The sequence below is a fragment of the Facklamia hominis CCUG 36813 genome (assembly GCF_000301035.1).
Classification (GTDB): Bacteria; Bacillota; Bacilli; order Lactobacillales; family Aerococcaceae; genus Facklamia; species Facklamia hominis.
The window spans coordinates 77844-101387 of the sequence record NZ_JH932292.1 but is presented as its reverse complement, the minus strand read 5'-3'; the positions used below and the strand labels follow the sequence as shown (position 1 = coordinate 101387).

Genomic DNA, 23544 nt, shown 5'->3' with positions numbered 1-23544 from the left:
TAATTGTACTAGAGGAGGGACAATCATGATCACGTTTTTTAAGTTAGCCTTTTATATTTATCTATATGGAAATCTTTTTCAATATATTAAACACCTCAATCAAGATTTTAATCAAGGCAAAAATTTAAAGCAAGTTTTTCTTGGTGAATCCACACAATCTCTAAAAAAACTCTTTATTGCTACAATTATCTCACAATTTATATGTTTTATTAGCGGATTTGTTTTCCAGCTTAGCCTCTATCCTATTATACTCATTATATTAAGCTGTTGGCTGTTAATTGGCTGTCTATTCATCTTAGAAAATATACTCGGATATCAAATGAACTCAAAGTCTTATTATACCATTCAAATTTTTATATCCATTTATCTACTTATCGCCTACACAGACAATCAATATCCATTCAGTTTATTTAATTTTATGGACGATATACGAGTGATTACCCTTTTAGTTATCGGAACTGCTGTTATTTCTGGTCTCTTTAACAAAATTACAGGAAATCATTTAAAATCATCTAAAATCCAAAAAAATAAAACTAAATCTAAAAACAAACTTCGCCCCGAACGATTAAAACTGTATCAGGAAGCAGGACTTAGTGATCAAGAAATTGATCATTTTAGACAACAAATGCAGACTAGTCGTGATCAAATAAAATCCATTGAACAAGAATTGGCCAAAAATGCTAAAATGCGAGCAATTGAAGCAAATTATCATTTAATAGATATTCTAAAAAACTATTTTAAAGATATTGTAAATCAGCCCCAGCGTCGACTTTTAGCTGGAAATTTTTTAATCAATTTACTCCCCCAACTCGAAGATATCTTAAAAAAATACAATGAGATTAATCGACATGTAGCTAAAAATAAAGAAAGCTATCTCATCCTAGAAAAATCCGCCCAAGTCATTGATCGTTTAGCTCAAGAAATCACAGACGATTATCTACAATTTCATGCAAAAACCTATCAGGATCTAGCTGATGACCTTGCACTCGCTGAAAAAACACTCAATCATCGAATTTAAAGCAACTCATTACGAACCAGTAAATCTACCAAAAATTTAAGGAGGAAAAATAATGCCATCTAATCTATCAAAAGAAACAAACGATCCTTATAACAGCTATGATGTTCTAGATGATCTCTTAGCCAATCCCTTTAATCACCAAGATAGACCTCTTAACAATGATAAGCAATTTGATACACTATCAATTAATACATTTTCAATGGATACAGACCCTGCTTTGATCAAGGATCCCGTACCACTAATCGAACGACTCAGCGAAGCACATCAAGCCCAGGCTCAAAAAATCGCCGAACAAATTGATCCAAGTCAAAGTCAAGCCATCCTCCATTATGGAAGTCAAGCTCAAAAAAAACTATCTGACTTCTCTCATTCCATGCTGCACCAAATTCAAATCAAAGATACTGGTGAAGTTGGAGATTTACTCACTGAGCTAATGGAAACTTTAAGCAACACCGATCCTCAAGAATTAAGTAGACAACCCAATTTTTGGCAAAAATTTCTAGGAAAAGCACGTCAATCAATTACTGACACACAACTAAAATATCAAAAAATTAGTAGCCAGCTTGATAAAGTTTCTATCCGACTAGAAAGAGAAAAAAATGACTTAATCCAAGATAACCTCTTACTAGATCAACTATACCATAAAAATAAAGATTATTTTGATGCGTTAAATATTTATATTGCTGCTGGTGAGTTAAAGCTTAATAATATGCAAGAAAAAGATCTTAAAAAAGCCATCGAAAAAGCGAATGCGAGCAAAAATCAAATGGACGTTCAAGTTGTCAATGATTTACAACAATTTATTGAACGGTTAGATAAACGAATTTACGATCTTAAATTAACGCGTCAAATCACCTTACAACAAGCTCCCCAAATTCGTATTATCCAAAATACAAATCAAGCTTTAGCAGAAAAAATTCAAGTTTCCATTCACACAGCAATTCCACTCTGGGAAAATCAAATTACCTTAGCTTTAGCAATATTACGACAAGAAAAAGCGGCTAATTCTCAACAGATTGTATCGAAAACAACCAATGATCTTTTAAAGAAGAACTCAGCTATGCTCAAACAGTCGACACTTACAACGCTTACTGAAACTCAAAAAGCAGTCATTGACATGGATACACTAAAACAAACTCAAAAAGATTTAATCGATACGATTGAATCGACCCTCTCCATACAATCCCAAGCACGTAAACAACGATTAGCTGCTAGCATTGAACTTGAAAATATGGAAAATCAACTGCGCGAAAAATTACTAGATTTTTCAAAACAAGAATCAAAAGATTCAATAACCAAGCAAGAAGCTCAATAAATATTCTCTATTTTCAGTATTAAACTAAATATAATAGGCTGTGGTAAATCAATACCACAGCCTATTTGCTTTCTATTCTTTTATTAAAAAAATGCCATTATAATAATATTGAGTCTGTATGCTAATGAAAATAGCTTTTTTACTTATCGAAATATTCTGGGTAACTTTCTGAAACGATATCATAACAGCGTTGGCAAAGATCTGGAGCTTGTTGAATACTACCTACTTCAGGCCGTACAGCGCGACAACGTTGACAAATGTCTCCATCTGCTCGCTTCACTAAGACTGCAAAATTCTCAAATCGAAGGGCATTGTCTGGGGTTTGATCCAAATCTTTTAAATCTAAATGAGAAATCACTAACAATTGATCCAAATTATCTGTTAATTGTGTTAATTTTTGAGTTTGTTCTTGATCAAGGTATACTTCAACAGCAGCCTCAAAAGACTTTTTAATCGGATCTTGATCCTTATTTTTTGCTTCCTCTAATCCCTTATTAACTCCTGATTGAATCTTGAAAAAGATTTCCCAGTTATTAATTAAAGATTTAGAATTTTCTAGCTCTTCAACTTCAGGCATATCTTGCAATTGAACGAACCCTTCCACACCAGGTAAAGATTTCCAAGCCTCTTCACAAGTGTGAACTAAGATCGGGGTTAAAAGAATTAAAAGCTCTTTTAATACTTGGTAGATAACAGTCTGCATAGATCGGCGATTGAAAGAGTTTTGACTATCAATATAAACAATATCTTTAGCAACATTCAAATAAAAAGCAGATAAATCGGTGGATACAAAATTCATTACTCGCTTATACAAGGATGAATAATGGTATTCCTCATAGTCTGTTAATAAATCATCTTTAAAAGTTTGAAAATTAGCGAACATATAAGCATCTAAAGCAGAAAGTTTGTCTTTGGACACAGCGTCTTTGTTAGGATCAAAGTCATTCACTAATCCCAACATAAAACGAATTGTATTTCTAATTTTACGATAGGATTCTGAAACTTGTTTTAAAATCTCATTGGATACTCTAACATCCGATTCATAGTCAACAGTTGCAACCCATAATCGAATAATATCCGCTCCAAGTTCATCCATTACAGACTCAGGGTCAATGACATTTCCTAAAGATTTTGACATTTTTTGGCCCTTACCATCGTTCACGAAACCTTGTGACAAAACTTCTTTATAAGGTGGACAAGCAAAGGCAGCTACCGAAGTTGTAAAAGATGAATTGAACCAACCACGATATTGGTCTGACCCTTCTAAGTACATATTAGCCGGAAAGACTAGATCTTTACGCGTTTGGAGTACTCCTGCATAGGATGTTCCTGAATCAAACCAAACGTCCATAATATCTGTTTCTTTTGTAAATTCTCCATTTGGCGAGCCAGGATGACTATAACCATCAGGAAGTAAGTCTGTGGCTGAACGTTCAAACCAAACATTTGAACCTTCATTTTCAATAAGATCTGCCACATGATTCATTACATTCGCATCTAGAATCGCTGTTCCATCTTCAGCATAGAAGATCGGTAAAGGAACTCCCCAAGCACGTTGACGAGAAATCACCCAATCTCCACGATCACGAATCATATTATAGATCCGTCGTTTTCCAGAAGGATGATGCCATTTAACCTTATGTTCAACATTATCTAGTAGCTCATCACGGAATTTATCAATTGAAGCAAACCATTGAGGTGTTGCACGATAAATAACCGGTTTTTTTGTTCTCCAATCATGTGGATAGGAGTGAACAAATTCCGAATAATGAAGTAAGGAACCGTTCTCTTCTATGATTTCCAGCACTTTCTTTTGACCTTTTAGATAGAATAGTCCTTCAAAGCCAGGTGCTTCATTTGTAAAATGACCTTTTGAATCTACTGGTGACAGAACATCTAACCCATACTCTAAACCAACCCAATAGTCATCTTCCCCGTGTCCAGGTGCAGTATGAACTAATCCGGTACCAGAATCCAAAGTCACATGATCACCAAACACCAATTTGGATGGGCGATCATAAAATGGATGTTGAGCTTCAACCCCTTCAAACTGCTCTCCTTTATAGGTTTTTTCAATTGAATAATCTTGCCAACCAATTTCTTTCGCAATACTTTCAAGTAATTCCTGAGCGACAATAAAGTGACGTTCATCAACCTTCACTTGCACATAGGTGGCTGCTTTTAGAGCAGCAATTGCCATATTGGCTGGGAGGGTCCAAGGCGTTGTCGTCCAAATCACAAACTCAGCCTGTTCATCAACTACCCCATTACCTTTTCTCACTTTAAAGGCCACATAAATCGATGGTGAAGTCACATCTTGATATTCCACTTCTGCTTCTGCTAAAGAAGATTCTGAAGACCATGACCAAAATACAGGCTTCGCCCCCTTATAGATATAGCCCTTTTCTGCCATTTTCGCAAAAACTCTAATCTGTTGTGCCTCATATTCTGGTGCCAATGTTAAATAAGGATGATCCCAATCTCCAGAGACCCCTAAACGCTTAAAGGTTTTCATTTGTCCTTTAACCTGTTCTAAAGCATACTCCTTGCATAAATCTCTAAAATCAGTGATGCTATATTCTTTACGATTAATGCCTTTATTTTTCTGTAAGGCGGTCTCTATTGGAAGTCCGTGAGTATCCCAACCTGGTACGTAAGGTGAACGATATCCTGACATTGATTTATAACGAACAATAAAGTCCTTAGTAATTTTATTTAATGCGTGTCCCATGTGAATCTTACCATTCGCATAAGGTGGTCCATCATGAAGAACCCAAGGTTCCCTAGAGATATTTTTTTCTTGGATCTTTTGATATAAATCAGCTTCTTCCCATTCGACTTGTAATTCCTTTTCCTTATTGGGCAAATTAGCACGCATAGCAAAATCAGTTTGACCCAGATTTAATGTTTCTTTTAATTTCATTTATAAATTCCTTTCTAAAAAAAATACGTCCCTCTAAAAAGGGACGTTAAGACGCGGTACCACCCAAATTAATAGCAGCAACTGCTATTCGCTCTACATGGTAACGCTATTCAAGCGAAAGGAGTTACTTAGTTTCGCCCCTTCATTCATCGAGTGATAAAGTAAATAGGAGGGACTGACAGGCTTCCACCATTTCCCTGACTCGCTATAAGTATCCTACTACCCCTTGTCTCTCATTAATACTTAATTAATTATCCTCATTATATTCGTCTTCGACCGGAAGGTCAATACGGATTGTTTGACCAAAATTATCTTGATTAGATTCACCCTCTGAATCTGAACTTTCATTAATTTGTGTCCAATCAAAAACTTGTGTCTCATCAATACCATTAACATCCGATACCTCTTCATCGACTGTCATCGTTGAAGTAGGATGAATTTCTTCAACCGTAATTTCTTCAAATTCAGATACTTCTGGAATTCCAGTTTCTGGCATTTCATTATCAAGTTCAACGGACTGATCTGCCTCTGCTAATAATTCATCTGCTTTTTGCTTAGCAATAGCTTGACTCTCTTCAGTCGTTTGATCTTTGTAATTTTGCGCTGTATAGAGAGGCGTTCCTTCAAATAATTCATCATAATCATTTAAACTCAATAAATTTAAGCTTGCTTGCATTTCTTGACGAACATTTTCACGATAAACAGAAACCTTTTCTCTTAGATTCTCAACTTCAGAAAAAATATGACTGGATTGATCAGAAGCATCTCTTAAAATCCTGTCTGCATCACGTTCAGCCTCATAAAGAATCAGTTCAGCTTCTTTACGTGCATTTTGTTTTAATCGATCTGCTGCTTCCTGAGCAATAATGATTGAAGAATTAAGTGATTCTTGTAATTGGTTAAAATAATTAATTTTATCATTTGCATCTGTTAAATCTTTTGCTAACTGCTTATTCTCTTCAAGGGTTTTCTCCAATTGCACTCTAATGATATCTAAAAAATCATTAACCTGTTCGGGATCATAACCTCTAAATTTATTTGAAAATTCTTTATTCAAAATATCATTTGGTGTAACAGCCATCTTCGTTCTTCCTTTCATTAATTAACTTTTAAAATCTTAATCTGCATACGATAATTATTTTTTTTAGTCATACCCATTAATTGCTTCAACTGAAAACGACCAAACCTTCTAACCGACACTAAATCATCCTCCTGAAGCAAAGAATCTCCACGTTCAGCCATTACAAAATTAACTTTAACCAGACCTGACTTTATCATATCCTTCGACCGCTGTCTAGAAATATGAAAGATTGACGATATTAAACTATCTAATCGTAAAGACGATGAAGTAATCACCTCAAATTCCCATTCATCGATAGGATCCACCAACTGACTAGAGTCAAGTTCTTTTAATTTAATGCCAAAATGATCGATTTTTACTAAATTTTGTTTGAAATAATCGAGCATTTTTTGATCTACAACTACTTGCCAAACCTGACCATTAGTAAAAATATCTCCCAGTCGATTTCTATCGATACCTAAAGCAAGAAATGCTCCTAAGATCTTTGAATGTGATAAATCACCAAATTTAATGGGATAGTCTATCTGAAGATATGATAGACCAAAATCATCTTCTTGTACTTGATAGTAATTGGGATAGATTAATGCTCGCTGACTTTCAGACCCAATTTTTCCACCATAAAATTTAACCTTAATATCATCCTGTCGATTAACTAATTGAAGCACAATACGACATTGTCTAGGCGTTAAAAATACAGTCAAATATGGAGCATAAGTTGAATCAACTTGCTCAATCCAGGAAAAAACTTGATCAATAAAAGACGCCTCTTCAGGTCGATAATGCTGATATATTATTGAATCCATTCAATCACGCTAAAAGATTAATTATTATATAAATTAATCCTCTTTGAATAAAATTTAAAACAAATAGTGCAATAATTACATTAAATGAAATTCCACCAATAGAAGGAATAAAACGATCAAATATATCTAAATAAGGTCGAACTAGTTTTTGAATTAATCGCCCTAATTGACTATCTCGTGCACCTGGAAGCCAAGACATTAACGCATATGCAACAAGCAATAACGAATAAATTCTAAAAAGATTATTTACAAAAGATAAAATAACAACCAATGACAAATAATCACTTCTTTCTTTAAAGAATAAATCGAAAAGAGACTGCAACTCAAAGTCACATCCTCCTTTCATATAAAATCAACAATTATTGACAGAATGATCTAAGTTTTTAGAATACTTGCCAATAATTATCTGATAAATCCACAAAAAATCACAAAGATACAGACAATTACCTACCAATTAATGACGATTTCTCTTACGGAAGAAAGGAGGTGTATCTAATTCATCATGGTCTTGACTATCTGCTTGTTTAACTTTTGACTCGGTATGTTCAAATAAACGTTCAGGTTTCGCTTGATTAGCATCTACCTCTTCGACATCTCGAGTAATTGTTTCACGTTTTATATCCCAATCACTAAACAAATCTTTTTTGTTTTCGGTCTTTCTATTGGCCGGAAGTTCAAGATCTTGAGACGCATTAGCGTAGTTTACCCCCGGATCATTTTCCATAACTGAATTTTTTTGAACTGGTTTCTGATTAAAATTTGGGCGATTTTGACGGAGAGCTTGTTGTTTATTAAGTGATGTTTTTTCTGAATCGATCCCTGTTGCAATAACTGTAACTACAACTTCATCGCCTAAACTTTCATTGATTGATGTACCAAAAATGATATTCACTTCATCACTAGAAGCTGCTGCAATAATTTCACTAGCATCTTGAGCTTCAAACAAGCTTAAGTCTGGTCCACCCGTCACATTAAGAAGAATTTGTTCTGCCCCATCAATTGATACTTCTAATAGTGGGGAGGAAATAGCCTTTTTAGTTGCTTCAGCAGTTCGGTTTTCACCTGAAGCAGATCCAATTCCCATTAATGCTGTTCCTTGATCTTTCATTACCGTCTTAACATCAGCAAAATCCAAATTAATAAAACCTGGTGATACAATCAAATCACTAATTCCTTGAACACCTTGTCTTAAAACATTATCTGCCTCTGAAAAGGCCTCTAACATTGGTGTTTTACGATCTACCACTTCCAATAATCGATTATTAGAAATCACTACTAAAGTATCTACCGCTTCTTTTAAATTTTGTAATCCCTCAGCTGCAAATCGGCCTCTCTTTGGACCTTCAAAGGTAAATGGCCTAGTTACGACTCCCACAGTTAAAGCACCCATGTCTTTAGCAATTTTTGCCACAACAGGAGCAGCACCTGTCCCGGTTCCACCACCCATTCCGGCTGTAACAAATACTAAATCTGCTCCTTCTAAAGCTTGACGGATTTGCTCTTCCGACTCTTGAGCAGCTTTAAGACCTACATCAGGCAAGGAGCCTGCTCCCAAGCCTTTAGTAATCTTAGGGCCTAATTGAATCTTAGTTTCAGCTTGAGAAGATTGTAGAGCTTGGGTATCCGTATTTGCTGCAATGAATTCGACTCCTTGAACTTCTTCAGTAATCATACGATTCACCGCATTCCCACCTGCTCCACCAACACCGATCACTTTAATAATCGCACCTTGTTTATTCATAGTTGAATCAAAAGAAACTTCCATTATATTTCCTCCTTAAAGCATATTAATTAATCAAAAAAGGTTTGGAAAAATGAGCGAATTTGCTCAATTAATCCACCTGCTGGATTCTTAGACGCCTTCATCTCCTGAGAATAACCCAACGGTTCTTGTGAATAATACATAGCGTCTTCAAAGTGTTCCTCATCCGCTGAAGGAGCTTGATCAAATTGATAATAGTCTGAGTCAACACGTCTTATTTGCTTGGATGAGTATTCAGAACCCGAGTAAGGAGTTACTTGACCAGAACGATCCTTTCTAATTTGTGCTTGTCTATTCTGATCTTGAATATCTTTTTGAGCTAACGGCTTTCTCTTATATGAAAAGTCATCTTGTCCAAATCGATCGTCGTTGGTCATTGACGGGTATGAATTTTGATTCGACGGCATAGCTAATTGCTTACTACGAAATGTTGCCTGAGCAATTCGATGAACATCATCCAACTGGCTCACATATTGAACCATTCCTAAAGATGTCGTGTAAATTGGATTCCGCATCCCCATCTGTTCCGGAATATATAAGCGTACATTCTGTCCAAAATATTTTTTGGCCAATTCTAGTACACCTGGAAGACTCGAGGCTCCTCCTGTTAGAACAAACCCTCCTGGTAAGTCCATAGCATCAACCGCAGTCAAATCTTCTTTTATGGTCTCAAAAATTTGAACCAAGCGTGCTTCAATAATTTCAGATAAATAACGTTCATCAACTCGAACAGGTTCTTTACGACCAACTGTCTCAACCGGAAAATACTCTTCTGGTGAAGTAGCAGAAGATACAGCATATCCATACTCACGTTTAATTCTTTCTGCTGATTCTAATGATGTATTAAGGATTAAAGAAATATCCTTAGTAACATAGTCGCCGCCTTCTTGATCTACAAACGAATACTTTAATTGTTTATCATAGATAATTGAGGCAGATGTCTGCCCGCCTCCCATATCAATAAGTACCGTACCAAATTCACATTCGTCCTCAGATAGTGCAACGGAAGCAATCGCTTGAGGATGCAAGACAAATTCAGATATCTGCAATCCAGCCCGCTCAACGCAACGTCGGATATTGTGAATAATTGTCCGAGGTCCCGTTAACAAGCGAGCATAAAGTTCTAAACGAACGCCAATCATCCCTCGAGGATCTCTAATTCCACTAAATCCATCTACAATAAATTCTTCTGGTAAAATAGCAATTACTTCTCTTTCTGGCGAAACAGATCGAACTTTCGCAGCAGAAATCACATTATCAACATCTTTAGCGGTTATTTCACGATTCTCACTTGCGACCGCGATCATTCCATGACAATCATCAATCGCTAACTTATTACTTGGGATCCCCACAACAACATCGTTAATCCGAACAGACGCTTTTCTTTCAGCTTGTTCAATTGCCCTTTGAATGGAAAGAACAGTTTCATCAATATCAACAATGACTCCTCGACTAATACCTCTTGATTTTTCATTACCAACACCGATAATATTCACATGTCCATTCATATATTCGGCAACAACAACTTTAATTGACGTTGTTCCAATATCTAAACTAACCATAATTTCTTGATTCCGCATTCAGGTGTGAACCTCCTTCGATTCCCCTTTAATTATGCTGAGTGAGCATAATTCATTACTCTAATACTAGCATAATCAATATTTTTTTAAAATAAATTCTTATTGGATGTTACCAATTCGTAATCTAACTTATCCTAATTATGATTGAGTTTAACCGAATTAGTATCTTTTTGAAATGGCGTAAAATACGCTCCTACTTCAAGATCAATTGTTCCCTGTCGTTCCTTAAGTTGAGCTTTAATTTGGGGATAAAATGCCATTTTCTCCGCTAAAGTTGGGATAATCGCTTTAACAATATTCCCATCTTTCATTTTCAATTCAACATGCGTTGTTTTTTGTGGATCCGATGATGGAGCCACTGAATCAACTTCTAACAAGACCTTTGGATCCAAAGTTGATAAGGCTTGACCGAGCTCCTTAAGATGCTCCTTATCAAAGGACAAATCAATTAAAGGCAATTGATCAACCATTGAAGCCAAAGAAGAAGTTTGATCTTCCAAAACTTCCCCTGAACTATAAAAGGGAAAGGTCCCAGAATCAGTTTTAACAAAAGCAACAGGTTGATATTCCTTAACCTCAAAGTTAATACCTGTCCAATCAGGTCTTTCAATTTTTACATCTGCTACAACCGGATTCATCTGACGAATAAAGCTTTCAATCTCAGGCCTTCTTTTTAAAAAAGGTTTTGCTTTAGCAAAAGGATCCCATTGAACACCTTCAAGAATACTTTGTGCACTGACTGCTTGATTACCGACAACTCGCACTTGATTTATTTTATTAAAGGGTAGAATTTCCCAACCTGACCAAATCATTACGGCATAAACCAAAACTAATCCCAGGGCTATTTTGTGCCATCCTATTGGAAGACCCTTTTTTAACCCGTTCATATATGATTGAGTAGATGGAACCTGCTTTCTACGAATTGATAATGAGCTATTTCTTGAACTTGAGAAAGAGTTTTTATAGTTTCTAACAAACGGTTCGGTGTTCGATACTCTTTTTGAAGCAGTTTGGAAATCCCAATTATTCCGCATTGGATATACATTTCCTGGTACAACATCCGATAAATCTCGATCATCCATCAGAACATTTTTGGGAAGAATTGGATTCCCCTTCGCATCCAAACGATAATTTCCTATAGGAGCAGAAATCGGTTGATACTTTCGTTGATCAATAATTTCTCGTTGATGTTGATAATTATTCTTTAAACTTGGATTCAAACGATAATTAACCATTATTCTCCTCCACTATATTTATTAATCCTTTATATTTTCCAATAATTTAATAATCCGATCGCTTGCATCACGAATTCCTAATCTAGCAGCATTTTTACTCATGCTATCTAAAGAAACACCGTCATGCATTAATCGATCAACCTTTTCCTCTAAACGTTCATGATTCAAATCCTTCTCTAAAATCATCTCAGCTGCTGATTCTTTTACTAAGGACTGTGCATTAGCTTCTTGATGATTAGCAGTTACATAGGGGCTAGGTATTAATATACTTGGTAAAGAAAGGGCTGTTAGTTCTGTTAGCGTAGTAGCACCAGCTCGACAAACGACTAAATCGATCACTGGAAACAGCTCTGGCATATTGTCAATATAAGGTAGAACTCGTACATTTGTACTTGAATTGATCTCATCTAATTTTTGGGGGTCCATCCTGGAATAATGATCTCTTCCTGTCACGATTATCACTTGATAATCAGTCTTTAACCAATGATCGATTCCTTCTAAAGCAGCTTGATTAATTGCTGGCGCTCCTCTTGAACCACCAAAAATAAGTAGCGTTCTTTTAGAATTATCTAAATCAAACTCTCTAGAAAGAATCAAGGAATCACTCTTAATTTGACAAGCTTCTTGTCCTCTTGGATTTCCCGTCAGTTGAATTTTATTAGTATATTTTTTGAAGTCTTTTCTAACATCATCAAAACAGATGGCAATCTTATCAACAAATCGAGCTAAAAACTTATTTGTAATGCCAGCAATCGAATTTTGTTCATGGATTAAGGTTGGAATTCCCAAACGACTGGCCGCAAGAATAACCGGGCCACAGACGTACCCCCCCGTTCCAACAACAACATCAGGGTTAAATTCCCGGATAATTTTTTTTGCTTTATGAGTAGCCACTAACATTTTATAAGCAACGAGCAAATTTTCTAGTGAAAGGGATCGCTTGATTCCTTCAATTTCAATTGAGGCAAAGTTCAAGCCTGCCTTAGGAACAATCGATGATTCCAAGCCACGTTTTGTTCCAATATAAAGAACTTCAAGCTCAGGATTTTTCTCTTTCATTCGTCGATATAAGGCCATCGCTGGATAAATATGTCCTCCAGTTCCTCCTCCAGAAAAAATAATGCGCTTAATTTCTTTCATTTTTCTCCTTCTCCTCTAAATAGCCCTTAACTAATTCACAGAATGCCTTTCCTCGCACCTCATAGTTTGGATACTGATCCCAAGATGCGCAAGCAGGCGAGAACAAAACTACTTCATCTTCTAAAGGATAATCATAAAATGCCTTAAATGCTTGTTCAAGCGTATCCGCCAAAAAAATTATTGGGACTTCTGCCACTTTTAAATGAGTATATATTTTTTTTGCAGATTGTCCAAATAAATAAGCTGCTTTAACTTTCTTAAATTCTTCTTCCAATTCTTGAAAGTCATTTCCGCGATCTAATCCTCCTGCAAAATATACAATATCTCGATCTTTAAAACTTCTTAAAGCAGTTAAACTTGCTAACGGATTCGTCGCCTTAGAATCATTATAAAAATCAGCTTTATGATAATTTCCTACCCACTGAATTCGATGAGCAATCCCTTCAAAGTTCATTACCACAGTACGAATGATTTCAGGATTAACGTTTTCAATACACGCTACTGCCACCGCTGCTAAAACATTTTCTACATTATGTTCTCCTGGAAGTGGAATTTCTTCAAGTTTCATAATTTTTTTATCTTGAAAATACACATAGCCATTTAAACAATAAGCACCTTCTTTAATAACCAATTTTCTAGAAAAAGGAACTTTTCTGGCAGGACAATCTTCAAAATAGGAAGCCAACTCTTCCTGATCGGCATTATACACTAAGTAATCTTGGCTCGTTAAATTTCTAATCAAATTCAACTTAGCCTCTATATACGCTTGACGTGTCTTATGATAATCAAGGTGCGCTTCATAAATATTAGTAAAAACAGCGATATGAGGTCTTAATTGATCGATCCCCAATAACTGAAAACTAGATAATTCCATGACGACTTGGTCAACAGCTTTAGCCTTTTGCACAACATCAATAGCCGGAATTCCAATATTTCCCGCTGCGTAACTATTACCCTCAAGTCCTTGATCTAAGATTTTTTGAATTAAAGAAACCGTTGTTGTCTTTCCATTTGAGCCAGTAACAGCAATAAGTTCAGACTGATTAAGCTGGTAAGCTAATTCTACATCTGTGTAAATTGGAATATTTTGCTGCAGTGCTTCCTGAATTAAAGGTAATTCATATGGAATAATTGGACTTTTTACAATCCAATCAATCCCATCTAAAACACTTAAAGGATGCCCCCCATCAATGACTTCAACACCCTTTTGTTTTAATCTTATTACAGACTCATCCTTCGACAAGTCAGATTGATTGTTTAAACGAACCCGTATTCCTTTCTTAATCAATAGTTCAATCACACTTTTACTTGAGATGCCATAACCTAACACCAAAACTCGGGAAGTACTTTGCCAATTAATCATTCTATCACTCTCTTTACTAATAAATCAGAAAAAAATTGAAAAATAGATCAAACTACTAATCAATCCTGTCAACCAAAATACGAGGACAACTTTTTCTTCCGACCATCCGCTCATTTCAAAATGATGATGAATCGGACTCATCTTAAAAATACGCTTACCGGTCAACTTAAAAGAAGCCACTTGTAGAATTACGGAAGCAGTCTCAATTACAAAAACCAAACCGATGATTAACAAAGACCAAGGATTGGATAGTAGGACCGAAATAAGCGCCAATCCAGCTCCAAGAGCTAGAGAACCAACATCACCCATAAAAATTTTTGCTGGTTTATGATTAAAAAATAGAAAACCTAATAAACTCCCCACTACAATCATACAGAATAAAGCAATCACTGGTTCAGATTGTTTTTGCGCTAAATAGAAATAGGAAGTATAAGCGATAATATTTAACCCTGTAGCTAACCCATCTAACCCATCAGTTAAATTAACCGCATTGGAAAAACCTGTGATCCAAATAAAGATAAAAATTGCCAAAAAGAGCCAGTGATCAATTTGCCATCCAAGCAAAGGAATATAGACTGTCCACTTAATAAAATAGATCATCAACATAATTAATGCTGAAAAAGCTAATTGAGCTAAAAATTTTTGTTTTGGCTTCAGCCCTTCATTTTGATGATGAAAAATCGACAGAAAATCATCCACAAAACCAATAGCTGCAAATAATAAGAAATTTAATAAAATAATTAATACTTTTCCTAAAGGAAGTTTTAAAATTAAAGCAAAGATAAGATATACAAGACAGCTTACCAAAACAAAAACAGTACCTCCCATAGTAGGTGTCCCTGTTTTTACTTGATGCCACTTCGGGCCTTCTTCACGCGTAGTCTGACCAATTTTCTTTCTAGTAAAGTACGCCATAAAAACAGGAGTGATTATTACACTTAATAATCCAGCAACAACAAATGCTAAAAATACAACCATACTATTCCTCCTTTATTCATGCATCAAACGACGAACCGTCTCGATTACCACTTCAGCCTCATTATATGGAACGTAGTCATCTCCCAAAACCTGATAACTTTCTCCCCCTTTTCCAGCAAAAAGTAGTACATCATCAACGTTCGCATCTAGCAACATTTTTTCAATTGCCTCTTCACGTTTTTCAATAAGATGATACGGAATCTCATCATGATCAGCTACCATTTCACTGACAATTTTATCAACGGGTTCATGACGTGGGTTATCCGCTGTAAAATAAATTTCATCAGCGTAAGTAAATAAGATATCACCTAGTCCTGGCCTTGCAGCAGAATCCCGATTACCGCCCGAATGACCAAACAATACTCTTAGTCGACCTTTGGTATGCGGACGCAATTCTTCAATAACTTTTTGTAAAGCATCACCAGTATGTGCAAAATCTACGACAACTGTGTAGGGTTGACCTTCATTAATCACTTGCATCCGACCACTCACACCTGGAAATTGTTTAGTTGCCGACAAAATATCGGTGGTTGAATAACCATAGTATAATTTCAAGCATAAAAATGCAGCCATATAATTCATAACATTATAGTGTCCTAGCATATTTAAAGATACCGGATACCGTTCTCCTTTATAATGCAAACTAAAATTCATAACCCCATTTGATGATTGAATATCATCAGCATAAGCAGTTGCGCTTGGATCAATCATGGAATAAGTTGCCAGAGCAGCCCCAGTTGCCTGATACATCACCTTCGCATAGTGATCATCTTGATTGACAATCGCTAACTTGGCTTTGTGATTTTTAAACGATTGACCCAGTTGTGCAAAAAGCAAGCTTTTTGCGTTTGCATAATTATCCATTGTCTTATGGAAATCTAAATGCTCTCTGGTTAAATTAGTAAAAATAGCACAGTCTACTTGAGTTTGCCACAGACGGCCTAAAACTAAGGCATGCGAAGAGGCTTCAATCACCGCATCTTGACAACCAGCGTCTAACATCTCACTAAACAGTTTTTGCATCTTCAGCGAGTTTGGTGTGGTATTTACTGCTGGGAAATACTGATCTGCCACCTTATAATGGATGGTTCCAATCATTCCAGTTTTATGGCCAAGCACTTCTAACATATAAGAAATCATATTACTCGTCGTTGTTTTTCCGTTTGTTCCTGTTACAGCGATAATATCTAGTTTTTCTGAAGGCTGATCATAAAAACGACTTGCTAAAATAGCCTGGGCTCGATCCGTTGAGATGACTTTAACTAAACAAGTACCATTAAACCGCGCTTCTTTTATTTGCTCTTCTGTCGCTTCTTCTAAAATAATTAAGGGAATGCGCTTTTGAATTAATTCGTCGACCGCCTGGTGACCATCAAAATGTTCACCCCGAATAGCTATAAAAGCACTTGAAACATTGGCCTCGCGGCTATCATTGACAACACTCAAAATCTCTCCCGTAAAAAATACTTCAGTTAAACAATGGTAATTAACCAAGGAATCAATCAGTTCCTGAATATACATGTAAGTCATCCTTTCTTAATGATTTATCATAACTGCATCAACCAAAGGATGGAAGACTTCTGATACAATTTGAGTACCTGATTTTCCAGCCATTTGTTGAGGTTGTTTTACAAAAATATAGACCATATATTGAGGGGATTCTGCAGGAAAAAAGCTCACCACTGAAAAATAATAATCATTTTTCCCCTGTAAGTACCCTTGACTATTAGGATCAGCTATTTCAGCAGTCCCTGTTTTAGCAGCAACACGTAGGTCGCTTCTTTTAAATGCCTGGCCTGTACCATGTTTAGAACTAACCGCTTCTTCCATTACTTTTAAAACATGATTTGCTGCTTCATGAGAGAAAGCTTGTCCTAATACTTGGCGCTTATAACTTTGATTGGCTACATGTTCAATATACTGAATTTTAACCATTTCTCCTTGATTAGCAATACTCGTAAAAGCCTGCATTAATTGAATAGGAGTTGCGGAAAAACCTTGTCCAAATCCCGACATGATTCGAGAAACAGGATTTGAAAAATCAAGGTTTCCGGTTGTTTCATTGGGTAATCGACTGGCTGTAGTCGTTCCAAACCCCATTTTTCTTAACGAGGTAACCCAATTATCATCACCCATTCGTTTCACTAATTCTACCATACCTACGTTTGAAGAGTGGATTAATCCTTCATCAAAATTCAACCAACCCCAACCGTATTTATTATAATCCCTAACAGTATAATTATACACTTCGACACTTCCAGATTTAAAGGCATCATTTTCTTTAATGACACCCTGATCGATCGCTTCCGCCATTGTTAAAATCTTGATAGTCGATCCTGGTTCATAAGCCGCTTCAACCATCAAATTTTGCCACAAATCATCAATTCCTTCTTTGGTATTTAAATTAAATGAAGGTCTTTGACCAGCCGCTAAAAGTTTCCCTGATTTCACTTCTACCAGATAGGCACCAACTTGCTTTGGCTGATAACGCCTATAGATATCTTGTAAAATATCTTCTAAGCCATTTTGTAGACGATGATCTAGTGTTAGATAGATGTCTTGTCCCACCGGATAGTTGTTTGGACCCATTTGGTTTTCACCACTTAGCCATTCATCATAAGCCGCTTCAATACCAGATTCTCCTTTAAAAATAACTTGATGTGGATCCATCTCTTGAACTTTTTTAACATAGCCAATTAAATGTGAAGCATAAAAATCATTAATATACATTCGGCTAGTTTCTGAATGAAAACCAATTCCACTTAAATCTTGATTTTCAATAGCTTCCTTGGTTTGGGGGCTCAACTTTGCTCCTGCACTACCAAACTCAACTTGATCAACATTAGGAGTTTGTAAATAAGCTAATATTTCTTCTGGACTCAAGTCTAAATAGTTAGACAAGACTTGAGCGGTCTTTTCGTAGTCTTTAACGATCTTTCCTTCAGCCCAATCCCCCTTTAAAACAGCATAAATAGAATAAGAAGTAGTATCCATGGCTATAGGCTGTCCTTTATGGTCATAAAGATTGCCTCTTCTCGCTAGTTCGATACTACTTCTATTAGGTACTGATTGATTGAGTTGGGTTAGGTCAACTTGATTTACTTTCTTAACAAGAGCTAATTGAGCATAACGTCCTAATAAGACAATAATTGCCACTACAACAATTGCCATAAAAATAATCACATTATTTCGTGAATTCTCTAAGTTTTCTTTATATTTTATTTGCTTCATTAGTCAATTTCCCTCACACGATCTGGTGATTGTTGCATCCCATTTTCCTCTGCAATTTCTTTTATTTTTTGATAGTCAAAATTTTGAGCAATATTATTTAATAATATGTCCATTTCCTTTAATTGGTCTTCTTGCTCACTTTGAATCTGAAGGAGCTCAGCATGAACACTTTGTTTTTGCCACATAAAGTATAAACTCAAAAAAGCCAACAATAGACTTGAGATAACTAATAAAGAAAAGACAAGCCTTGATAAATTGATGCCATTTTTCGGTATAGAATGAGTCTCTGTAACAACCGTCTCTTGTTCAAGCGGTTCTATATCTAGTTGCTTTACAGCAGAGCCATCAAATGAAGATGTAAAAAATGATCCATCTCTAGTAGACCGCTGACCTTGATTTAAATGTTTGAGCTGATTTCTAGCTGATGAATCCATTCTCATTTTCCTTTCTTACTCTAATTAACAGAACGCACCCGTTCAATAATTCTTAACTTTGCAGAATGAGCTCGCCGATTTTCAGCTAACTCTATTGCATCAGCAACAATCGGTTTACGATTTACCAATCGATACTCTGCTTCTTGCTGCGTTAATATCGGCAGATTTCTTGGAGTCTCAGGCACCGATGATACTTGTTTAAACATCTGTTTTACTAGGCGATCCTCTAAAGAATGAAAACTAATTACCGCCAATCTTCCATGTTGACTTAATAAGCTGAGTCCCTGATCCAACGACTCTTCGAGGGCCATTAACTCATCATTGACCGCAATACGAATCGCCTGAAAAGTGCGTTTTGCGGGGTGACCCCCAGAACGTCTTGTAGCAGCCGGAATCGCTTCTTTAACAAGCTCAGCAAGCTGACCGGTCGTTTCAATCGCTTGCACTTTACGTTGTGCCTCTATACGACGAGCAATCCTTTTAGCAAACTTTTCCTCACCATATCGATAAATAATCCGCACTAGATCATCATAATTCCATTCATTCACAACTTCAAAAGCCGAAAGACTTTGTTGGCGATTCATACGCATATCTAGCCTAGCATCCATTCGATAAGAAAATCCCCTATCTGCTTGATCAAACTGAGGAGATGAAACACCAAGATCATAATAAATCCCATCAACTACCGATATACCTTTTTCATTTAAAGCTGACTTAATCGAACGAAAGTTAGACTGAATCAGGGTTAATTGGTCTTGTTCAATATATTTCTTTAATTTTTTTTGAACATATTCCAATGCTTGTTGATCTTGATCAAAAGCATAAAGATGCCCTTTAGTTCCTAATTTTGTTAAGAGATATTCTGCATGCCCGCCTCCTCCCAGAGTACAGTCAACATATACTCCGTCAGGATTGACAGCTAAACCATTAATCGTCTCCTCAAGTAGAACAGTTTTATGCTCAAACACCCAGTCACCTCCTAGTCAACCTTTAAAAACCAAAATCAATTAAATCCTCCGCTATGTCCTCATAATTGTCCTGTGCATCCTGTGCAAAGGATTCCCACTGTGCACTACTCCAAATCTCGATATGGTCTGATACGCCAATCACACGACATTCCTTATCGATCTGTGCAAAGTCAATGAGTGTTTGAGGAAGATTAATTCTTCCTTGCTTATCTAACTCTACTTCAGTGGCAGCTGAGTAGAAAAAACGAGTAAATTTACGCGCATCCCGTTTTGCTAACGGTAATTGTCTTAATTTTTCTTGAATTATATCCCATGAAGCCATCGGATAACCACTTAAGCATCCATCTAGACCTCGGGTCACAATGAATCGCTCCCCTAAGTCCCCACGAAACTTTGCGGGCATAATTAAACGACCTTTACTATCAATATTGTGTTGATATTCACCAATTAGCACCGTTTAATCACCCACTTTGCTTAAGTTATTTATATTCTACCACATCCCCCCACTTTTCACCACTTTTTTACCACTTTTTATCAAAAAAAGGGTCTCCTTTTTTAAAAGGAGACCTTAAAATCCATTATTAATTTCTTAAATGATATTTATAGCTTTTTAAATCAAAAGAAAAACACCCACCATCTTAACAAGAGAAGCGAAAATAAATGAACAGATAACAACATAAATATAATTTCAGTAATTTTTAGATAATGATCTTTCCAAAAAAACTGCCGATAATTCCTTATCGTTTCCGATAAATAAACCCCCACTGAAAAAGCGGTCAAGAGAATAATTATGGGAAGTATATTAAGTTGGAAAATAAGATAACCGAAAGAATAGATTAGTACCAACCACAATGGAATTAAAACTAAGCCCAATGATAGTGGCCAATTCGGTGAGAATTTTAAATAATTTTTAAAATAGCGCTCAATGATATATATGTTGGCTATTGGCCACAAATACAACAAACATTCCCAAAGGTGAAAACCATCTCCGCTCATATCCCTCTCCTTCCTCATCAAAAGGCCGAATTCTCATTATTAAAGAGAGGTTCAAACTACGCCTTCAAAAAGTCTAAAATATGGAGCCAGGTTTCTTGATTAAACACTTCCCAAAATGATCCCTTACCGATCAATGTATATCCTATAACAAGTCCTATTATAACAACCACTATTAAGACAAGTAAAAATAAGATAAATTTCAATACAGTTTTAGCAAGCTGCTTCCATATAGGGTAAGTTAAGTAACTTTGTTCATCCATCCTATCCGACTCCTTTAGACAAATAACCGTTTAAAAAAACGTATTAGCAAGTTTTCTTTTTTATTATTCCATTTGTTTTTAGAGGATGGTATCACCTTGCCAGATGAAATCCATTCCAATACAGTTCCTGTTCCAAGAGCCACAGCATTCATAGGCTGATCCGTTGACATGACTGTTACTTGAAGATAATCACTTAAGTACGTTTCAATATCACGAACGAGCGCCCCGCCTCCAGTTAATAAAATACCTTGATCATGAATATCCGACATAATTTCAGGTGGAGCTTGTTCTAATACCCCTCTAGCAATCTCTGCAATCTGTTCGGTCCATTCTTCAACGACTGATAAAAGATCATTAGTATGAATATTCATTGCTCGTGGCAAACCTGTTAACAGGTCTCTACCTTTTATTTCAGCCATCAAATTACTTTCTCCAGTCTGAAAAAGTGCAGAAGCAAGATCTTTTTTTATGCGTTCAACAGACTGAAGACCTACTAACAACTGGAAGGTCTCTTTTAAATATAACTGAATTGCTTCATCTAAATCATCCCCTGCTAATTTCCTTGAGTCAGAATATAACATATTTCCAGAAGTGAGAATTGCTACATCGGTTGTCCCACCACCAATATCAATAACCATTGAGCCTTTTGGCGATAGAACGTCTTGCCCAGCTCCCACCGCTGCAACATATGGTTCATATTCAAATTCAATATTTCCTTTTGATACTTTCTCAACGGCTTCAAACAGAGAGAGCCTTTCAATTTCACTAATTGAACTAGGTATCGATACAAGAACGTTCACAGGAAAAAGTCCATGTCTAATCTGTAATTTTTTAAAAAATAAGGATAGCATAGCTTCTGTTAGATCATAATCAGCGATAACTCCACCCTTTAGGGGTTGCACCACTTCAATTGACTCAGGCGCTCTTCCACGCATTTCAAAAGCCTGACTCCCAACCGCTAAAACTTCTTTACGATCCTTATCATAAGCAATCATTGCAGGTTCATTTAAAACAATGCCACGTCCTTTAAGATAAATCAAAACATTTACAGTACCTAAATCAATCCCAATATCTCGTGCCATTTTAAAACCTCTTTAAACTAAACCAATACCGCTTTATAAGCGCTTGGCGTCGAAATTTTAATAGGTTGAATATTCACACGTTCTATATTAGCCCCTAAGTTAGCTAACTTTTCATGAAAACGGTAATAACCACGATCTAAATACTTAAGTTCAGATACGCGAGTTAGCCCTTTAGCTACTAAACCAGCTATGATTAAGGCTGCTGCTGATCGTAAATCTGTCGCTTTCACCTGAGCTCCAGATAAATCAGCTGGACCATACATAACAACAGTTTGTCGTTCAATTTTCAAATTTGCCGACATTCTTCTTAATTCTTCAAAATGCATAAAACGATTTTCAAATACAGTCTCTGTCAATACAGAGTCCCCATCTGCCATCAATTGTGCGATTGACATTTGGGCTTGCATGTCAGTTGGAAATCCGGGATATGGCATCGTCTTCACGTCCGTCGCTTTTAGCCTTGCAGGGCCAATCACTCTCAACCCTCCATACTCTTCCTTAAACACTACGCCCATTTCTTTAAGTTTATTAATTAATGGCTTATTGTGTTCAATGATAGCTCCTTGAATTAAAACATTTCCTTGAGTAACGGCAGCAGCCACCATAAAAGTACCGGCCTCAATTCGATCATAGATAATTTCATGATTACAAGCGTGTAACTGTTCAACACCCTTAATACGAATTGTTTCGGTTCCAGCCCCTGTAACCTTGGCACCCATTTTATTCAAAAAGTTTGCCAAATCAACAATTTCAGGTTCTCTTGCCACATTTTCAATGACTGTCTCTCCCTTAGCTAAGGTTGCAGCCATCATAATATTCTCAGTTGCCCCTACACTTGGAAAGTCTAAATAGATCGTTGTGCCAATCAATTGGTCACAGAATGCTTCAACATAACCTGCCGTTGTACAAATCTTTGCGCCCATTGCTTCAAAGCCTTTTAAGTGTAAATCAATAGGCCGAGTCCCAATGGCACACCCTCCAGGCATTGCTACCTTCGCATGTCCGTATCGAGCTAACATAGGCCCCATCACAACAATAGAGGCACGCATTTTACTTACAAAATCATAATCTGCGGTTGTTTTTACAGATCCACTAGCGTCAAGTTGCATTTGATTAGATTGTGTTTCAAAATCTACTGAAACATTAATCGTTTTTAAAAGTTCTACCATCGTAAACACATCGGACAAAACTGGTACATTTTCTAATACGGTCTTTCCAGAAGACGCCAAAATGGAAGCTGCTAGAATGGGTAATACGGCATTCTTAGCACCCTCTACACGAACTGTACCCTCCAAACGGTTACCACCTTGTACAATGATTTCTTCCATGATTAAAATTAATCCCCTTTTAAGAATGATCGTTTTGGAGTAGACGA

The 23544-nt window shown here is 36.3% G+C and carries 20 protein-coding genes; 2 read left to right on the top strand and 18 right to left on the bottom strand.

The annotated features are described in order from the left end of the window. Nucleotides 1-25: 25 nt before the first annotated feature. Both HMPREF9706_RS00550 and HMPREF9706_RS00545 read left to right on the top strand, forming a co-directional pair. A complete protein-coding gene (locus tag HMPREF9706_RS00550; protein WP_006907386.1) occupies nt 26-1018 on the top strand; it encodes a 5-bromo-4-chloroindolyl phosphate hydrolysis family protein in 993 nt (330 codons plus the stop codon). 52 nt (nt 1019-1070) lie between these two features. After that, nucleotides 1071-2333, top strand: a complete 1263-nt coding sequence (locus HMPREF9706_RS00545) for a toxic anion resistance protein (protein WP_006907385.1) — start codon at nt 1071-1073, stop codon at nt 2331-2333. A 139-nt stretch (nt 2334-2472) separates the two neighbouring features. Here HMPREF9706_RS00545 and ileS read toward each other — a convergent pair whose 3' ends face one another. From ileS to murA, 18 genes are all read right to left on the bottom strand, one after another. Next, nucleotides 2473-5256, bottom strand: coding sequence for an isoleucine--tRNA ligase (gene ileS, locus HMPREF9706_RS00540; RefSeq protein WP_006907384.1), 2784 nt, complete (start codon nt 5254-5256; stop codon nt 2473-2475). Between the two features lie 247 nt (nt 5257-5503). Beyond that, nucleotides 5504-6337, bottom strand: coding sequence for a DivIVA domain-containing protein (locus HMPREF9706_RS00535; protein ID WP_006907383.1), 834 nt, complete (start codon nt 6335-6337; stop codon nt 5504-5506). 17 nt (nt 6338-6354) lie between these two features. Then, the gene (locus HMPREF9706_RS00530) at nt 6355-7140 is read right to left on the bottom strand and encodes a YlmH family RNA-binding protein (RefSeq protein WP_006907382.1); all 786 of its coding nucleotides are present in this window, start codon (nt 7138-7140) and stop codon (nt 6355-6357) included. 4 nt (nt 7141-7144) lie between these two features. Further along, the gene (locus HMPREF9706_RS00525) at nt 7145-7486 is read right to left on the bottom strand and encodes a YggT family protein (protein ID WP_006907381.1); all 342 of its coding nucleotides are present in this window, start codon (nt 7484-7486) and stop codon (nt 7145-7147) included. A gap of 108 nt (nt 7487-7594) precedes the next feature. Then, a complete protein-coding gene (ftsZ, locus tag HMPREF9706_RS00520) occupies nt 7595-8905 on the bottom strand; it encodes a cell division protein FtsZ (protein ID WP_006907380.1) in 1311 nt (436 codons plus the stop codon). Between the two features lie 26 nt (nt 8906-8931). Next, nucleotides 8932-10482: a cell division protein FtsA gene (ftsA, locus tag HMPREF9706_RS00515; RefSeq protein WP_006907379.1), complete on the bottom strand. Its 1551-nt coding sequence runs from the start codon at nt 10480-10482 to the stop codon at nt 8932-8934. 134 nt (nt 10483-10616) lie between these two features. Beyond that, entirely contained in the window at nt 10617-11717 is a 1101-nt protein-coding gene (locus HMPREF9706_RS00510) for a cell division protein FtsQ/DivIB (protein ID WP_006907378.1), read from the bottom strand. A 21-nt stretch (nt 11718-11738) separates the two neighbouring features. After that, nucleotides 11739-12857 (bottom strand): undecaprenyldiphospho-muramoylpentapeptide beta-N-acetylglucosaminyltransferase, encoded by a 1119-nt coding sequence (gene murG, locus HMPREF9706_RS00505; protein ID WP_006907377.1) that lies wholly within the window; start codon nt 12855-12857, stop codon nt 11739-11741. Then, nucleotides 12844-14220 carry a UDP-N-acetylmuramoyl-L-alanine--D-glutamate ligase gene (murD, locus tag HMPREF9706_RS00500; protein WP_006907375.1) on the bottom strand — a complete coding sequence of 459 codons (1377 nt, stop codon included), beginning with the start codon at nt 14218-14220 and terminating at the stop codon, nt 12844-12846. Before murD ends, murG begins: the two co-directional genes overlap by 14 nt. Nucleotides 14221-14244: 24 nt before the next feature. Further along, nucleotides 14245-15198: a phospho-N-acetylmuramoyl-pentapeptide-transferase gene (gene mraY, locus HMPREF9706_RS00495; protein ID WP_006907374.1), complete on the bottom strand. Its 954-nt coding sequence runs from the start codon at nt 15196-15198 to the stop codon at nt 14245-14247. A 12-nt stretch (nt 15199-15210) separates the two neighbouring features. Beyond that, the gene (locus tag HMPREF9706_RS00490; RefSeq protein WP_006907373.1) at nt 15211-16719 is read right to left on the bottom strand and encodes a UDP-N-acetylmuramoyl-L-alanyl-D-glutamate--2,6-diaminopimelate ligase; all 1509 of its coding nucleotides are present in this window, start codon (nt 16717-16719) and stop codon (nt 15211-15213) included. Between the two features lie 15 nt (nt 16720-16734). Beyond that, on the bottom strand, nt 16735-18429 hold the full coding sequence (locus HMPREF9706_RS00485; RefSeq protein WP_006907372.1) for a peptidoglycan D,D-transpeptidase FtsI family protein: 1695 nt from the start codon (nt 18427-18429) through the stop codon (nt 16735-16737). Beyond that, a complete protein-coding gene (locus tag HMPREF9706_RS00480) occupies nt 18429-18863 on the bottom strand; it encodes a hypothetical protein (protein ID WP_006907371.1) in 435 nt (144 codons plus the stop codon). The genes HMPREF9706_RS00485 and HMPREF9706_RS00480 overlap by 1 nt, the downstream gene beginning before the upstream one ends. A 20-nt stretch (nt 18864-18883) precedes the next feature. Further along, the gene (gene rsmH / locus HMPREF9706_RS00475) at nt 18884-19831 is read right to left on the bottom strand and encodes a 16S rRNA (cytosine(1402)-N(4))-methyltransferase RsmH (RefSeq protein WP_006907370.1); all 948 of its coding nucleotides are present in this window, start codon (nt 19829-19831) and stop codon (nt 18884-18886) included. A 22-nt stretch (nt 19832-19853) separates the two neighbouring features. Next, nucleotides 19854-20285 carry a division/cell wall cluster transcriptional repressor MraZ gene (gene mraZ, locus HMPREF9706_RS00470; protein WP_040444523.1) on the bottom strand — a complete coding sequence of 144 codons (432 nt, stop codon included), beginning with the start codon at nt 20283-20285 and terminating at the stop codon, nt 19854-19856. 598 nt (nt 20286-20883) lie between these two features. Next, a complete protein-coding gene (locus HMPREF9706_RS00460) occupies nt 20884-21087 on the bottom strand; it encodes a DNA-directed RNA polymerase subunit beta (RefSeq protein WP_006907367.1) in 204 nt (67 codons plus the stop codon). Nucleotides 21088-21101: 14 nt separating this feature from the next. Further along, the gene (gene mreB, locus HMPREF9706_RS00455; protein WP_006907366.1) at nt 21102-22169 is read right to left on the bottom strand and encodes a rod shape-determining protein; all 1068 of its coding nucleotides are present in this window, start codon (nt 22167-22169) and stop codon (nt 21102-21104) included. Between the two features lie 17 nt (nt 22170-22186). After that, nucleotides 22187-23497, bottom strand: a complete 1311-nt coding sequence (gene murA, locus HMPREF9706_RS00450; protein WP_006907365.1) for a UDP-N-acetylglucosamine 1-carboxyvinyltransferase — start codon at nt 23495-23497, stop codon at nt 22187-22189. Between the last annotated feature and the right edge of the window lie 47 nt (nt 23498-23544).

Excerpts from the sequence above, each read along its gene's own strand:
- HMPREF9706_RS00550 (WP_006907386.1), top strand. The coding sequence starts at position 26 with ATGATCACGTTTTTTAAGTTAGCCTTTTATATTTATCTATATGGAAAT.
- HMPREF9706_RS00545 (WP_006907385.1), top strand. The coding sequence starts at position 1,071 with ATGCCATCTAATCTATCAAAAGAAACAAACGATCCTTATAACAGCTAT.
- ileS (WP_006907384.1), bottom strand. The coding sequence starts at position 5,256 with ATGAAATTAAAAGAAACATTAAATCTGGGTCAAACTGATTTTGCTATG.
- HMPREF9706_RS00535 (WP_006907383.1), bottom strand. The coding sequence starts at position 6,337 with ATGGCTGTTACACCAAATGATATTTTGAATAAAGAATTTTCAAATAAA.
- HMPREF9706_RS00530 (WP_006907382.1), bottom strand. The coding sequence starts at position 7,140 with ATGGATTCAATAATATATCAGCATTATCGACCTGAAGAGGCGTCTTTT.
- HMPREF9706_RS00525 (WP_006907381.1), bottom strand. The coding sequence starts at position 7,486 with ATGAAAGGAGGATGTGACTTTGAGTTGCAGTCTCTTTTCGATTTATTC.
- ftsZ (WP_006907380.1), bottom strand. The coding sequence starts at position 8,905 with ATGGAAGTTTCTTTTGATTCAACTATGAATAAACAAGGTGCGATTATT.
- ftsA (WP_006907379.1), bottom strand. The coding sequence starts at position 10,482 with ATGCGGAATCAAGAAATTATGGTTAGTTTAGATATTGGAACAACGTCA.
- HMPREF9706_RS00510 (WP_006907378.1), bottom strand. The coding sequence starts at position 11,717 with ATGGTTAATTATCGTTTGAATCCAAGTTTAAAGAATAATTATCAACAT.
- murG (WP_006907377.1), bottom strand. The coding sequence starts at position 12,857 with ATGAAAGAAATTAAGCGCATTATTTTTTCTGGAGGAGGAACTGGAGGA.
- murD (WP_006907375.1), bottom strand. The coding sequence starts at position 14,220 with ATGATTAATTGGCAAAGTACTTCCCGAGTTTTGGTGTTAGGTTATGGC.
- mraY (WP_006907374.1), bottom strand. The coding sequence starts at position 15,198 with ATGGTTGTATTTTTAGCATTTGTTGTTGCTGGATTATTAAGTGTAATA.
- HMPREF9706_RS00490 (WP_006907373.1), bottom strand. The coding sequence starts at position 16,719 with ATGTATATTCAGGAACTGATTGATTCCTTGGTTAATTACCATTGTTTA.
- HMPREF9706_RS00485 (WP_006907372.1), bottom strand. The coding sequence starts at position 18,429 with ATGAAGCAAATAAAATATAAAGAAAACTTAGAGAATTCACGAAATAAT.
- HMPREF9706_RS00480 (WP_006907371.1), bottom strand. The coding sequence starts at position 18,863 with ATGGATTCATCAGCTAGAAATCAGCTCAAACATTTAAATCAAGGTCAG.
- HMPREF9706_RS00460 (WP_006907367.1), bottom strand. The coding sequence starts at position 21,087 with ATGGATGAACAAAGTTACTTAACTTACCCTATATGGAAGCAGCTTGCT.
- mreB (WP_006907366.1), bottom strand. The coding sequence starts at position 22,169 with ATGGCACGAGATATTGGGATTGATTTAGGTACTGTAAATGTTTTGATT.
- murA (WP_006907365.1), bottom strand. The coding sequence starts at position 23,497 with ATGGAAGAAATCATTGTACAAGGTGGTAACCGTTTGGAGGGTACAGTT.